The following is a 13,644-nucleotide window of genomic DNA, read 5'->3' as shown; positions in this document are numbered from 1 at the left end:
CGGCCGCTTCCGGTGGCCCCGTGACAAGGAAGGCGTCCTGCCAGTGCCCGGCAGGACGCCTTCCTTCCAACCCCGCACCAACGCAGGAGGAGTGCCATGCCACAGGAGCGCAGCCGGCACGCCGCCCGTAAGAGGCGGCCGTGGCGGCGCTTGAACCGGGGCGACCTGGCCATCCTCTCCTGCGGCGTGGTGGCCTTCCTGTCGCTTACTTTTGGCAGTCCCATGTTCCAGCAGGGACAACTGACGGCCCACGTCAGCGCCCCGGCCACAGCCCCCATGGCCCCAGGCGCTGTGCCGGCCGGCAGTGCGGCCGCCCCGATCGCCGTGACAGGCACGCCGGACGCCGCGCCCGCGCCCGTCAAGGCAATCCCGGCAGCGGCCGCCCCGGCAGGACCCCAACTCCCGGCTGCCGCGCAGCCCGTCCACATCCGCTACCCATCCGCCGCCGTCGATGTGACCATCCATCCTCTGGACCTCGATGGCGCCGCCCAATCCAGCAGGACCATCGAGCCCCCCGCCACCAAGGACGGCTACTGGCTGACGCCGTTCGGCATCCCCGGCAAGGGCTCCGGCAACACCACCTACATCATCGGCCACAGCTGGGAGGGGGCGGACGCTCCCTTCAACCACCTCAGTTCAGCGGCGGCCGTCGGCGACCGCTTTGAGGTGGAGACCGCTGCCGGCACCATCACCTACCAGGTGGACAGCATCACCACCTACGTGAAGTCCACGCTCAAGGACAGCCCAATCTGGGACATGGTGCCCAACCGTCTGGTCCTGATCAGCTGCTACACCGAGGACCCGTGGGGCAAGAATGTTGTGGTCACGGCCTACCCGGCGTCCTGACCCTTGGGGGCCGGCATCAGTGGAGCGGCAGTCCGGCACCAGCAAAGCCGCTGGCCGAAGGTACCTGTTGACGCCGCACCTCTTGGGCGGACAATGGGCAGCATGACGTGGGAATACGCTAAAGGTGCTCCACTGCTGGTGGGGATCGTGCCCAAACAACACCCCGAGGTCCTCCAAACCGCAGCCAACCTTGCCGCCAGGCTGGCCGCGCCCCTGGTGTGCGCCTACGTGGATGAGGCCAGCTACCTGGTGGAGTGGGACCCTGCCCGCTCCGCGCACCGCCTTTCCCTGCACCCGGATGACGACAGCGACATCCGGGGCCTTACGGCGGAGTTGAAGGCCCAGGTCCAGGCCGCCGTTGACAATGCGGCGTCCGGTGGAAGGCCGCCGGAGTGGTCACTCCGCACGCTCGCCGGGGACCCGGCCCGCGCCTTGGGGCAGCTCGCCGCCGAACTGGACGCCCCGATGATCATTGTGGGCACCTCCGAGCGCGGCTTTTCGCACCGCCTTTCGGAGGCCCTCAGCGGATCCGCGGGGGCGTGGCTCAGCCATCACCAGAGCCGCCCCGTACTGGTGGTCCCCTACCGGATGGCCGCCCACGAGGACGCGCCATGACCCGCAATTCCCAGGTAAGAACAGCGCGCTGGAGGGCCGCTTAAAGTAAAGCGAAAGTAGTTATTCGCGTAGCTGGCGCCGTGCACGACCAGCCAGTAAGCTGGTTCAAGCAGTCCGGTTCCGCGAAAGCGGAGACGTGAAACTGCCCAAATGCTGCTCCGGAGTGCGTATCCCCCAATAACGCACTCCGGAGCTTTTTTGTGCCTTTTTCCGTCCAGACAGCAAGACCCCACCCCATCCCCGCATACCCCTATGGGGTACTTGCGCTATACCCCCGTGGGGTATAGCTTTGAGGGTATGAACCCTACCGAAGAAGCCGCCGTGGCGGTGGAACATGCCGTCCCGGGCAGCGATGCCACGCCCCAGCACGGGTACACGGGCAACAAGGACGCCTACCTGCGGCGGCTGAAGCGCATCGAGGGCCAGGTGCGGGGCATCGCCCGCATGGTGGATGAGGACAAGTACTGCATCGACATCCTGACCCAGGTTTCCGCCGTCACCAAGGCACTGCATGCTGTCAGCCTGGGCCTGGTCGAGGAACACATCGGCCACTGCGTCGTGGGCGCAGCCTCGGAACCGGACCCCGCCGCGCGAGCCGAGGCGATCGATGCCAAGGTGAAGGAAGCCGCCGATGCCATCGGCCGGCTGCTTCGCTGACAACAGAAACCCCCTCCCCGGCCACCGCCGGCCAGAATGAAGGAGCACGCCATGAGCACCACCTCCCCCGCCACCACCACCATCAGTGTCTCGGGCATGACCTGCGGCCACTGCGTGTCTGCCGTCAGTGAAGAAATCGAAGCCCTGGACGGCGTCGAAGCAGTGAACGTGGACCTCAACGCCGGCGGCATCTCCACCGTGACCATCACCTCCAGCGGCAAACTCTCGCCCCAGGACATCGGTGAGGCCGTGGCCGAGGCCGGCTACCTGATGGTCGCCAACGACGCCTGAAAACCCCTCCAACACCGGAAAGCGGACATGAGCCACCAAGAACTGCTGCACCCGCCAGGCACCCGCGTGGTGGAACTGGACATCCAGGGGATGACCTGCGCCTCGTGCGTCAACCGGGTGGAAAAGAAACTCGGCAAGCTCGACGGCGTGGCAGCCACGGTCAACCTCCCCTTGGAGCAGGCCTACGTCACGGTCCCGGACGGCATCACCGACGAGCAGCTCACGTCAACGGTGGAAGCCGCCGGATACAAGGCATACGTCCGCCAGCAGCGGTACCCGACCGTCGACGCGGAAACTCAAGTCAGCGCCGAAGGTGCGATGCCCTCAAGCGGCAACGCCGGGGACTTGCGGCAGCATGCGTCTAAGCGAGGCACGAGCGAGCATGCAGAGCAAGTTGCCGGTGGCGCCGCGGAAGGCGGAACTCCCGTGTCCGGCGTCGCTCGCAGCCTTCGCCCACGCCTCATCCTCGCAGCCACCCTGACCGTCCCTGTGTTCCTGGTCAGCATGGTTCCCGCGTTCCAGTTCCCCAACTGGGGCTGGGCAGCGGCCGTACTGTCGCTTCCCGTGGTCACTTGGGCGGCATGGCCTTTCCACCGGGCGGCAGCCGTCAACGCCCGGCACCTGGCATCCACCATGGACACCCTGGTGTCGCTCGGCGTAGCCGCCGCCTACCTCTTCTCGGCCTGGCAACTGCTTGCCGAGCCCGGCATGACGGAGCACCCGGGCACGGAGGGCATGTCCGGCGGCCTGTACTTCGAGGTGGCTTCCGTGGTCACCACCTTCCTGCTCCTTGGCCGCTACCTGGAGGCCAACGCCAAGCACAAGGCCGGCGACGCACTCCGGGCCTTGCTGAACCTGGGCGCGAAGGACGCCACGGTCCTGCGCGCCGGACGTGAACAACAGATCCCCGCCGACCAACTGCAGGTGGGCGACGTCCTGGTGGTCCGGCCAGGTGAGAAGATCGCCACCGACGGCGTGGTGATCGACGGCGACTCCGCCGTGGACACCTCGCTGGTCACGGGCGAGTCAGTCCCGGTCGAGGTGGCCCCCGACAGCCTCGTCACGGGTGCCACCATCAACACCTCCGGCCGCCTCCTGGTCAGGGCAACCCGGGTGGGAGCCGAGACCACCCTGGCCCAAATGGCCCGCCTGGTATCCCAGGCCCAAACCGGCAAAGCCCCGATCGCACGCCTCGCGGACCGGATCAGTGCCGTCTTCGTTCCGGTGGTCCTGGCCGTTGCCGTCCTCACGTTCGTGCTGTGGCTCCTGCTCGCCGGTCCGGACGCTGACGGCGGCCACCTTCGGCAGGCATTCACCGCCGCCGTCGCCGTGCTGGTAATTGCCTGCCCGTGCGCCCTGGGCTTGGCCACCCCGGTTGGCCTGCTGACGGGCAGCGGCCGCGGAGCGCAGCTGGGCCTGCTGATCAAGGGCCCGCAGGTCCTGGAGGACACCCGCACCGTGGACACCATCCTGCTGGACAAGACCGGCACCGTCACCACCGGCGCCCTGGCCGTGGACGCCGTGCTGGCATTCCCCGGCTTCAACCAGCACGAACTCCTCCGGCTGGCCGGCGCCCTCGAGGCCGCCTCCGAGCATCCGGTGGCCCGCGCCATCGCCGCGGCGGCGGCTTCCGCCACAGATTCTCCGGGCACAACGGACGACGACGGCGGCCTGCCATCCGTGGAGGGGTTCAGTTCCGCCCCGGGCGGCGGGGTGTCCGGAACCGTGCAGGGAAGGCAGCTGCTGGCAGGGCGGAGTGGCTGGCTGGGGCAGAACGGAGTCCCCCTGGACGCCGGGCAACAGGCACAACTGGCGGCTGCCGAGGACGGCGGCGCCACGGCCATCTGCGTCGCGGTGGATGGCACGGCGGCCGGAATCATCAGCCTGCGGGACACCGTCAAGGAAGGTTCCGCGGCCGCCGTCGCCCGGTTGAAGGCGTTGGGCCTGCGGCCCATCCTGCTGACCGGGGATAACGCCGCCGTCGCCGCCCGGGTTGCCGCCGCCGTCGGCATCGCCGCGGATGATGTCTACGCCGGCGTCCTGCCCGAGGGCAAAGTCGAAGCGGTGCGCAGGCTCCAGGCCGGCGGTGCCACGGTGGCCATGGCCGGTGACGGCGTGAATGATGCCGCGGCCCTGGCCCAGGCGGATCTGGGGATTGCCATGGGGTCCGGAACCGACGTCGCCATCGAAGCCGCGGATCTGACCGTCATGGGCAGCGACCTGGCCCAGGTGGCCCAGGCCATTGAGCTGTCCCGGAAGACCCTGGCCACCATCAAGACCAACCTGTTCTGGGCGTTCTTTTACAATGCGGTGGGCATCCCGGTGGCCGCCCTCGGCCTTCTCAACCCGATGATTGCCGGCGCTGCGATGGCCGCCAGCTCCGTCCTGGTGGTTGCCAACTCGCTGCGGTTGCGCAGCTTCGGCAAACCCCGGCCTTGAGCTCAGGCGGTGCCGTACCGCACTGACGCGCGCGCCCTGGCCTTGGCCGCTTCGGCGTCCCGGTCCTTGGGCGGCGCCTGCGTCACCAAAGCATCGAGCAGGTGCTGGGTGATGTGCGCAATCTCGTGCACCGCATCGTCAAAGGCTTCCTGATTTACCTTGGACGGTTTGGTGCTGCCACTGATTTTGCGGACATACTGCAGGGCGGCAGCATGGACTTCCTCCGACGTGGCATGCGGTTCAAAGTTGTGAAGGGTTCGAATATTCCGGCACATACCGCCATGCTAGGCTCTTCGAACGCCTGGGATCGACCCCTTTTTTTCTTCCTCCCGTCGCGGCGTCCATGGGGAGGCCTGCATGGGCAGGGCTGCCCATCGACACCGTTTTACGGGCCGGGGTAGGTTTTAGGCAATGGATCTTCCGGATGAGCCGGGGGGCCGCTGGGGATGCCGACCAGGTTCGGATCCACGATCTAACAAGGAGAAACTGATGGCTATTTGGGGTGCAGACGTTGAGCAGCTTCGCCAGCTCGGCAGCAAGCTTCAGGCAGGGGCGTCCGAGATCGAGACGCAGAAATCCACACTTACCAAGCTTCTGCACGGGACCGACTGGAAGGGCCCGGATGCGGACAAGTTCAAGGGCGACTGGGATGGCCAGCACGTCACCATGCTGACCAAGGTTGCCGAGGCCCTGAAAGAGGCCGGCAGCCAGGCCAAGCGCAACGCAGAACAGCAGAGCCAGGCCTCGCACGGCTAAAGCCTGGGGCGGCAGGATGCGCCGCCGGACCGGCCCGGGCACCTTGCGGTGCCCGGGCCGTCGTCTTTTAAAGTGCGGGCCCCGTTGACCGGACGGACGCGGCCTAAGGCACGGGCTCGACGTCGTTCGCGTGCTCCAGCGGCGACGCCGGCACCGGTGCCCCGGGCGCTTCACCGCCGGCTGCGGCGGCAGGGGCGCGGAGCTCGTCGAGCCGGACCAGGATGACCCCGCCGACGATGAGCACGCCGCCCAGCAGCTGGATGGCGCCCGGGAGCTCACCCAGCAGCAGCCACGCCCAGACGACGGCGAACAGAACCTCGGTCAGCGACACGAAGGATGCCACCTTGGACCCCAGGGCCCGGGCGGCCATGATGCCTGAGGTGTAGGCCAGGACGGTGGCCAGCACCACCAGCCCCGCCAGCGGTCCCCACCACGGCATGGTCCAGGGGCCCAGGCGGGTGTCCGCGCTGCTGAATGCCATGGGGAGCACGCCCACGGCACCCGCCAGCCACATCACGGCCGCACCCACCAGGAGTCCGCCCGAGGCCAGGACGAGGGGCGGCAGGGTGTCATTTTCCTTGGCAGTGATGAAGAAGTAGATGGCCAGGCAGACAGCGGCGGCCATGCCCCACAGAACCCCTTCGAGATCAACCTTGACCGCGCCCGTGAGGTCAAGGACCAGCACCAGCCCGGCCAGGGACAACAGCGTCCCGCCGAAGGTCAGCAGCCGGGGGCGCCGACGGCTTGCGGCCCAGAGCCACAGAACGATGATCACTGGGGCCAGGTACTCGAGCAGCAGCGCAACCCCCACGGACAACCGCGCCACGGCGTTGAAGTAGAACAGCTGGCAGGCCGCCACTCCGATCAGCCCGAACAGCACGATAGTGAGCCAGTTGTCCCGCAGCTGGTGCCAGCGGCCCTTGAGCGCGGACACCGCCGGCAGGGCAAGGATCAGAGCGGCGCCAGTCAGGCGGGCGGTGACGGCTGCCCCGGGGGACCAGCCGGTCTCAAGGAGGGCTTTGGCGAAGGACCCGGAGAGGCCGAAGACGGCGGAGGAAAAAAGCGCGATGCCAAGCCCGGAGGCAAGGAAGCCGGGCCGCCTGCTGGGCGCTTGGGGGTGTGTATCGTTCTTGGCGGCAGGCACCGTCGCCTCCTGTCAGGAGTAAAGTGGGGTAATGGTCATGACAGTACGCTTCCGCACTGTAAGGAGTCAACATGGTTTTCGCCCCTGACACTGAGGTGGCCCTGCGCACGGTGGTGAACCTCATCAACACGGCCGCGAACGGCAGGGAAGGTTTGGCCTCGGTCGGGGACCTGAACAGCTTCCTGGCGGCCGAAGGCTTCTCGGGGTCCAGGACACGGGACGCCGCGGAATTGCAGAGCGTCCGGCAGTTGCGCGGTGAGCTGGCGGGAGTGTGGACAGCCGGCGAGGACGCCGCCGTGGACACCGTCAACCGGCTGTTGCGGGACGCCAATGCGCTGCCGCAGCTGATGAAGCACGACGGCTGGGACTGGCACCTGCATGCCACCGCCCCCGAGGCCCCGCTGGCGGACCGGATGAGCACCGAAGCGGCCATGGCGCTGGCAGACGTGATCCGCGGCAAGGAAATGGACCGCATGCGGACGTGCGAGTCAGAGGACTGCGATGCTGCCGTCCTGGACTTGAGCCGGAACCGCTCCAAGCGGTACTGCGATACCGGCAACTGCGCCAACCGGGCGCACGTTGCTGCCTACCGTGCCAGGCAGGCCGCCGCAGGTTAGGCGAGCCGCCGCGTAGGTGCTACCCCTGGTCTTGGGAGGTGCCGTCCGCGTCGCCATCGGACGGCGGCTGGTTCTGGCTGGTGGAGGTACCGAAACCATGACTGGTCTTGGGCGCTGAACTGAGGTTCACGCCTGATCCCTTACCGAGGTGTTCAGCGTTTTCCTTGTAACTCATGGACAACATGGCGGCCACCACCAGGGTGACGATGAAGGCGATGCCGGCTGCGGTGAACGCGAGATCGAAGCGGGGAGCACGGGCGCTTCCGCCGGAAGCGAAGATCAACACGGCAACAAAGGCGACGACGGCCCAGAATGCCGAGAACATCAGCGGCCCCTTCACCGAGGTCCGCAGCTTGCGCGGTTTTCCTGGATGCTGGTCAGCCACGGTGGTTCCTCCCTGCAGGCGGCACACGGCCGGCCTGGTTCACGAATTGCGGTGTAGCCCCAAAATTTCTACAGCTAGTAGAAGGGCGCTCTTCCTAGTTTACGGCTTTACGGCACCGGCGCGGGCATCGTGCCGCAGCGTCAGTCCGGAAAGCACCCAGAGCACACCCGAAATAATCGCGCCGCCGCCGGCCACACCCAGCAGCGCATGGGCGCCAAGGTTGATGAAGAACGGCAGCAGCACTGCCGTTCCAATCCCGATTGCCCCGGAGGCGATCCAGTCCCGCGCCAGGACGTGCCGCCCCCGGTGCTTCAGGCCGCATGCGAGCTCCAGGGCACCGGCCACGCCCAGCCCCAGGGCAGCGATGACCCCGAACAACAAGTCACTGTGCAGCAGGATCACCGCCACGCCGGCGCCGGCCAGCGCCGCACCCGCTGCGGACAGCAACTTGCCGGAAGCCGAGTTCCGGGCGAACCCGGCTGCCGGTATGGCTTGCAGGGACACAACGCCAGCGGCCAGCAGGTAGAGCCCTCCGGCCCAGCCCATGACCTCAACGGACGGCGAGGTCCAGAAGACTGTCACGGCGCCGAACACCAGGGCGACAGCGGAACGGAGCAGGACCGGCTTCCAGAGAACATTGCGGGGGGTGGTTCCGGGAGCTGCGCTCGCGGGAGTCGATGGTTGCGTCACCGGTCCAGTTTAGTAGGGGCAGCCGGAAGGTCGAACCGGACTGCCCGTCCGCGGGGACTGCAGCCGGAATTTAGGCTGAACCGAGCACCATCCAGCGGTCCGACCGGGCACGCAGTCCGAGCGTGACGGCGCGTGCCGCCATGTAGCCCAGGGCGAAAGCCGCCCAGAGCCAGCCAAGCCCGATCGCGCCGGTGGCACCGGACAGTGCCACCGCCGCCAGCAGCGGCAAGTAGACAGCAAGGTTCACCAGGCCGGCCAGCGCCAGATACCGGGCGTCGCCGGCACCGATCAGCACCCCGTCCAGGACGAAGACGTACCCGGCGATGGGTTGGCCGGCCGCCAACACCCACAGCGCAACGGCGAGCACCGACTGGACCTGCGCGTCCGAGGTGAACAGCACCCCCACCCAGGGAGCTACCGCAGCGAGCAGCAGGCCCGTCACCACTCCGAACCCCGACCCCCACCGAATCATGGTGCTGGTCAGCAGCCGGGCCTTGGCCGCATTGGAGGCGCCAAGTTCCTTGCCTATCAGCGCCTGCGCGGCGATGGCCAGGGCATCCAGCGCGAACGCCAGGAAGGAAAAGATGGTCATGGCCAACTGATGGGCGGCAAGGTTGACCTCGCCCTGGGCCGTCACCACCACCACGGTGGCCAGGATCGCGGCCCGCAGGCTGAGGGTGCGCAGCATGAGCCAGGACCCGACGCGCGTCATGCCCCGGATGCCCCGCGAGCTGGGGAGCAGGCTGACGCCATGACGGACCGCATTCCTGCGCACCATGACCAGGTAGACGGCGGCCATGGCCCATTGGGCGAGGCTGGTGCCCACCGCCGAACCGACCACGGACATGCCCAGCCCGTACACGAGCCACAAATTCAGGACGATATTCACCCCAAACCCCACGGTGGCCACCACCAGCGGCGTCCTGGTGTCCTGCAACCCGCGCAACACGCCGGTACCGGCGAAGATCAGCAGCATTGCCACCAGTCCGGGCATGGACCACCGAAAGTAGTCGATGGCGAAGTTGCGCACGCTGCCGTCGGCGCCGAGGAGGCCAATGATCGGTTCCGCGGCGACAAACCCCGCCACCGCCAGCAGCACGCCGAGGAGCAATGCCAGCCAGACGCCGTCGCGCCCCGCGGCAAGGGCCTTCCCCACCTGGCCCTGGCCAATGGCCCGGGCTACCGCGGGTGTGGTGGAGTAGGCAAGGAACACCATGAGTCCGACGACGGTCTGCAGCACCGCGGAGGCCAGGCCCACCCCGGCGAGCTGGGCAACCCCAAGGTGCCCCACGATGGCTGAGTCCGCCAGCAGGAAGAGCGGCTCGGCAACCAGGGCTCCAAAGGCGGGGACGGCGAGGCGGAGTATCTCGCGGGAATGGCTCCGGAGGGCAGCCGTGGCGGCGGGGGCGGGTTCTGTGGGCACCGTGTCAGCTTAACCTTGCGCGACGACATGAAGAGAGCGCATGACAAAGCCCACAATTAGCCGGATTTGGTTGACGCTTCAATTATTTGTGGGCAAGAGTGGAATACATGAACCAGTCACGACTGACCACAGTTGCCCTCACCGTCCTGCGCGTCATCCCGGGTTTCCTCTTCGCGGCCCACGGCTGGCAGAAGTTCAATGAATGGACCATCGCGGGCACCCAGGCCTCCTTCGCCAAGATGGGCGTCCCTGCCGCGGACATCATGGCCCCGGCCGTCGCCGTCCTTGAACTGGCAGGCGGCGCAGCGCTGATCCTGGGGATCCTCACCCGCGTGGTGGCCGCCCTCCTGGTCTTGGACATGCTGGGCGCGCTCTTCCTCGTCCACGCTCCCGCAGGCGTCTTCGCGGCGAACGGAGGCTACGAGCTGGTCCTGCTCCTGGCCGCGGCAGCCTTCACGCTGGCGCTGGCGGGGCCAGGCCGGCTCTCCGTAGACCGGGCATTGTTCGGCCGCCGTACCTCCCGGCTGGCCGTGCTGGCCTAGTCCGCTTCAGTCCTGCCCTGCCCGACGGCGGCCGGCCACCATCAGGTGCCCGGCCGCCGGGACGTTAAGTGCCAGTCCAGCCCAATTGCCCGTCCTCGCTGCGCGCTCCGGCACGAACCCGCGGGTAACCTGCGCCGTCAGTAAGATCGCAGCATGACTGAGACCGGCCACCCCAACTCCGTGACCCTCCGCTTCCTCGCCGCCCCCACCGACGTGGGACACAGCGGCTCCGTGGACGCAGGCACGGTGCTCGAATGGGTGGACAAGGCCGCGTATGCGGCGGCGGTGGGCTGGGCCAAGTCCTACTGCGTCACCGCCTATGTGGGAAACATCCACTTCGCGGACCCGGTCAACAGCGGCGACATGGTGGAGGTTGAAGCCACCATTGTCTATACCGGCCGTTCCTCGATGCATATCCGCACGGTGGTCTCGTCCGGGGATCCGAAAGGCGGCCCGGCCACCATGCGCAGCCAGTGCATGGTGATCTTCGTGGCGGTGGGGGCGGACGGCAAGCCCATCCCGGTGCCCCAGTTCGAACCGGCCACCCCTGCCGAGGTTGAGCAGCGGGACCACGCACTGGCCCGGATCAAGGTGCGGGAACAGATCGTGGAAGCTATGAACCGCCAGGAATACACCGACGCCGGCACGGCGGAACGCGTCACGCTGCGGTTCATGGCCGCCCCCACCGACGTAAACTGGGGCGGCAAGGTCCACGGCGGCATCGTAATGAAGTGGATCGACGAGGCCGCCTACCTGTGTGCCTCACGCTACTGCGGCCGGGACACTGTGGCCGTGTTCTCCGGCGGCGTCCGCTTCTACCGGCCCCTGCTGATCGGCCATGTGGTGGAGGTGGAGGCCCGGCTGGTGTACACCGGCAACAAGGGCATGCACATTGCCGTCCACGTCCGCTCCGGCGACCCGAAGGGCCGGGAGCTTAACCTCACCACCTACTGCCTCACCGTGATGGTGGCGCGCGACGACGAGGGAAACTCAGTGCCCGTCCCGCCCTGGGTGCCGGTCAGCGACGAAGACAAGCGGCTGCACGCCCATGCCCGCGAACTCCTGGAGATCCGGGGAACGGCGCCCGGAAACCGGCTGCCCAACCACCTGCTGGCCGGCGCGGCACCTGCCGCCACCGCGGCGAACGGAGCCTAGAAGCCGCCGCCCCCGGAGTCGCCCGCCATGTTGGCGAAGCGGGAGTAGTGGCCCTGGAACGCCACCACGATGTCTTTGGTGGGGCCGTTACGGTGCTTGGCCACCAGGATGTCCGCCTCGCCCGCGCGGGGTGATTCCTTGTCGTAGACATCCTCGCGGTGGAGCAGGATCACCATGTCGGCGTCCTGCTCGATGGAGCCGGACTCGCGGAGGTCAGAGACCATGGGCCGCTTGTCCTGGCGCTGTTCCGAACCACGGTTCAGCTGGGACAGGGCGATCACGGGCACCTGGAGTTCCTTGGCGAGGAGCTTGAGGGCACGGGAGAACTCGGAAACTTCCTGCTGGCGGGATTCCACCTTCTTGCCCGAGCTCATCAGCTGCAGGTAGTCGAGGATGACCAGCTTGAGGTCGTGCTGCTGCTTCAGGCGGCGGCACTTGGCCCTGATTTCCATCAGGGACATATTGGGGCTGTCGTCGATGAACAGCGGGGCATCGTTCATCCGGCCCATGGTGGTGGCGATCTTGGACCACTGCTCGTCCTTGATGGTTCCCTTGCGGAGGTCCTGCAGGCCGATAGTGGCTTCGGCGGACAAGAGGCGCATGGCGATCTCGTTCCGGCCCATTTCCAGGGAAAACATGACGGTGGACAGGTTGTTCTTGATGGCCGCCGACCGTGCGAAGTCCAATGCGAAGGTTGATTTACCCACGGCGGGGCGGGCCGCGATGACGATCATCTGGCCCGGGTGGAGGCCGTGGGTCAGCTCGTCGAGTTCATAGAACCCGGTGGGCACACCGGTCATGCCCTCGCCGCGGTGGCCGGACGCCTCGATTTCGTCCACCGTGGATTCCATGACGTCCTTGAGGACCACGTAGTCCTCCGCCGTGCGGCGTTCCGCCACGGCGTAGACCTCGGCCTGCGCCTGGTTGACCAAGTCCTCCACCTCGCCGTCCGAGCCGTAGCCCAACTGGACGATCTTGGTGCCGGCGTTCACCAGCCGGCGAAGGACGGCCCGTTCGGCGACGATCTCTGCGTAGTACCCGGCGTTGGCCGCAGTGGGTACGGTCTGGATGAGCTCGTGCAGGTACGCAGGGCCGCCAATCCTGTTGATTTCGGCGCGCTTTGTCAGTTCGTCGGACACCGTGACGGCGTCCGCGGGCTCCCCGCGGCCGTAGAGGTCGATGATGGCCTCATAGATGGTCTCGTGGGCAGGGCGGTAGAAGTCCTGTCCCCGGAGGATCTCCACGACGTCGGCAATGGCGTCCTTGGACAGCATCATGCCGCCCAGGACCGACTGCTCCGCCGGGATGTCCTGGGGAGGTTTGCGGCTCGCGTCCGATCCGCGGGTTGCTTCCACCGGGTCCAGATGCGCGATTGTCAAAGCTGCCGTCCTTCATTTGTGCCGGGCCAGGCGCCCGGTGTTCCATCCTGTTTGCGGGTCCGAAACGGAACCCGCCACGCGTCCAGTCCTACCCGCAGGCTCTGACATTGAGGCACCCGCGGGCCCGGATGCCGCTGCCGGCCCGAAGTTATCCCCACTATCCACAGCTTTTCCACAGAGCACCCGCGATGAGGCCCTGGATAGGGTCGGGATCGAGGTGTACAGGTCTTGGTCCGGCCGTGGAAAACAGGTACCCCGCTACGGTAGCCGCCACCGGTCCAGCCGCAAAGCCAGCGGCCCGGGCCAGGTGTGGATAACCTGTGCACTACGGGGCATAGCTTGTGCACAGCCTGTGGGGAAGCCTGTGGATACAGGAATTTTTTATTCCCTGAAACGGTCCTGACCTGCGCAAACATCATCACCAGCATGTGGAGTAAATATTTCTTTCCAGGAATTTCATCCACAGGTTCCCGTGCGCGCCGGCGGCGGGGCAGGCCCGGGCGCTGGCCGCGGCAAGCCCGCACCCGGCCGCGTGGCGCTGCTCATATTCCTTGGGCGGAGTTTGACCGGCCGGGGAACGACTGCTGTATGCAGCGCGGTGAATATTGCTGTGGATAACCGGGTTCTGGATTAAGCTCTACGTATAGCCATGGCTGGACGGACAGCCGGCAACGCAACCGCCTTGGCGACGGCCAGGAAGCACAG

At 67.2% G+C, this 13,644-nt stretch carries 15 protein-coding genes; 9 read left to right on the top strand and 6 right to left on the bottom strand.

Annotated elements, in window-relative coordinates:
• Nucleotides 1-96: 96 nt before the first annotated feature.
• The 5 genes from QF050_RS04205 to QF050_RS04185 all read left to right on the top strand — a co-directional run bounded on the left by QF050_RS04205 (nucleotide 97) and on the right by QF050_RS04185 (nucleotide 4,848).
• Nucleotides 97-846 carry a class F sortase gene (locus tag QF050_RS04205; RefSeq protein WP_308929299.1) on the top strand — a complete coding sequence of 250 codons (750 nt, stop codon included), beginning with the start codon at nucleotides 97-99 and terminating at the stop codon, nucleotides 844-846.
• A gap of 102 nt (nucleotides 847-948) precedes the next feature.
• A complete protein-coding gene (locus tag QF050_RS04200; protein WP_374121498.1) occupies nucleotides 949-1,461 on the top strand; it encodes a universal stress protein in 513 nt (170 codons plus the stop codon).
• A 297-nt stretch (nucleotides 1,462-1,758) separates the two neighbouring features.
• A complete protein-coding gene (locus QF050_RS04195) occupies nucleotides 1,759-2,118 on the top strand; it encodes a metal-sensitive transcriptional regulator (RefSeq protein WP_308929297.1) in 360 nt (119 codons plus the stop codon).
• Between the two features lie 51 nt (nucleotides 2,119-2,169).
• Entirely contained in the window at nucleotides 2,170-2,409 is a 240-nt protein-coding gene (locus tag QF050_RS04190) for a cation transporter (protein ID WP_308929296.1), read from the top strand.
• Between the two features lie 27 nt (nucleotides 2,410-2,436).
• Entirely contained in the window at nucleotides 2,437-4,848 is a 2,412-nt protein-coding gene (locus QF050_RS04185) for a heavy metal translocating P-type ATPase (protein WP_308929295.1), read from the top strand.
• Between the two features lie 2 nt (nucleotides 4,849-4,850).
• Here the strand turns inward: QF050_RS04185 and QF050_RS04180 are convergent, their stop codons facing one another.
• On the bottom strand, nucleotides 4,851-5,123 hold the full coding sequence (locus tag QF050_RS04180; RefSeq protein ID WP_308929294.1) for a DUF2277 domain-containing protein: 273 nt from the start codon (nucleotides 5,121-5,123) through the stop codon (nucleotides 4,851-4,853).
• Nucleotides 5,124-5,337: 214 nt separating this feature from the next.
• Here QF050_RS04180 and QF050_RS04175 point away from each other — a divergent pair, with 214 nt between their 5' ends.
• Nucleotides 5,338-5,604 carry a WXG100 family type VII secretion target gene (locus tag QF050_RS04175; RefSeq protein WP_308929293.1) on the top strand — a complete coding sequence of 89 codons (267 nt, stop codon included), beginning with the start codon at nucleotides 5,338-5,340 and terminating at the stop codon, nucleotides 5,602-5,604.
• A gap of 103 nt (nucleotides 5,605-5,707) precedes the next feature.
• Here the strand turns inward: QF050_RS04175 and QF050_RS04170 are convergent, their stop codons facing one another.
• On the bottom strand, nucleotides 5,708-6,748 hold the full coding sequence (locus QF050_RS04170) for an EamA family transporter (RefSeq protein WP_308929292.1): 1,041 nt from the start codon (nucleotides 6,746-6,748) through the stop codon (nucleotides 5,708-5,710).
• 71 nt (nucleotides 6,749-6,819) lie between these two features.
• Between QF050_RS04170 and QF050_RS04165 the strand changes: the two genes are divergently transcribed.
• Nucleotides 6,820-7,365: a CGNR zinc finger domain-containing protein gene (locus QF050_RS04165; RefSeq protein WP_308929291.1), complete on the top strand. Its 546-nt coding sequence runs from the start codon at nucleotides 6,820-6,822 to the stop codon at nucleotides 7,363-7,365.
• Nucleotides 7,366-7,384: 19 nt separating this feature from the next.
• Here the strand turns inward: QF050_RS04165 and QF050_RS04160 are convergent, their stop codons facing one another.
• The 3 genes from QF050_RS04160 to QF050_RS04150 form a co-directional block, all read right to left on the bottom strand.
• Nucleotides 7,385-7,750, bottom strand: a complete 366-nt coding sequence (locus QF050_RS04160; protein WP_308929290.1) for a hypothetical protein — start codon at nucleotides 7,748-7,750, stop codon at nucleotides 7,385-7,387.
• 99 nt (nucleotides 7,751-7,849) lie between these two features.
• On the bottom strand, nucleotides 7,850-8,440 hold the full coding sequence (locus QF050_RS04155) for a hypothetical protein (protein ID WP_308929289.1): 591 nt from the start codon (nucleotides 8,438-8,440) through the stop codon (nucleotides 7,850-7,852).
• 70 nt (nucleotides 8,441-8,510) lie between these two features.
• Nucleotides 8,511-9,863: an MATE family efflux transporter gene (locus QF050_RS04150; RefSeq protein ID WP_308929288.1), complete on the bottom strand. Its 1,353-nt coding sequence runs from the start codon at nucleotides 9,861-9,863 to the stop codon at nucleotides 8,511-8,513.
• Between the two features lie 107 nt (nucleotides 9,864-9,970).
• Here QF050_RS04150 and QF050_RS04145 point away from each other — a divergent pair, with 107 nt between their 5' ends.
• Complete coding sequence (locus QF050_RS04145) at nucleotides 9,971-10,405, top strand: DoxX family protein (protein WP_308929287.1); 435 nt, start codon at nucleotides 9,971-9,973, stop codon at nucleotides 10,403-10,405.
• Nucleotides 10,406-10,558: 153 nt separating this feature from the next.
• Entirely contained in the window at nucleotides 10,559-11,560 is a 1,002-nt protein-coding gene (locus QF050_RS04140) for a hotdog domain-containing protein (protein ID WP_308929286.1), read from the top strand.
• Here the strand turns inward: QF050_RS04140 and dnaB are convergent.
• Entirely contained in the window at nucleotides 11,557-12,939 is a 1,383-nt protein-coding gene (dnaB, locus tag QF050_RS04135; RefSeq protein WP_109044819.1) for a replicative DNA helicase, read from the bottom strand. The genes QF050_RS04140 and dnaB overlap by 4 nt on opposite strands.
• Nucleotides 12,940-13,644: the final 705 nt, after the last annotated feature.

This window comes from Arthrobacter sp. SLBN-112 (genome assembly GCF_030944625.1).
GTDB lineage: Bacteria > Actinomycetota > Actinomycetes > Actinomycetales > Micrococcaceae > Arthrobacter.
This window is presented reverse-complemented; position numbering and strand designations above follow the sequence as displayed.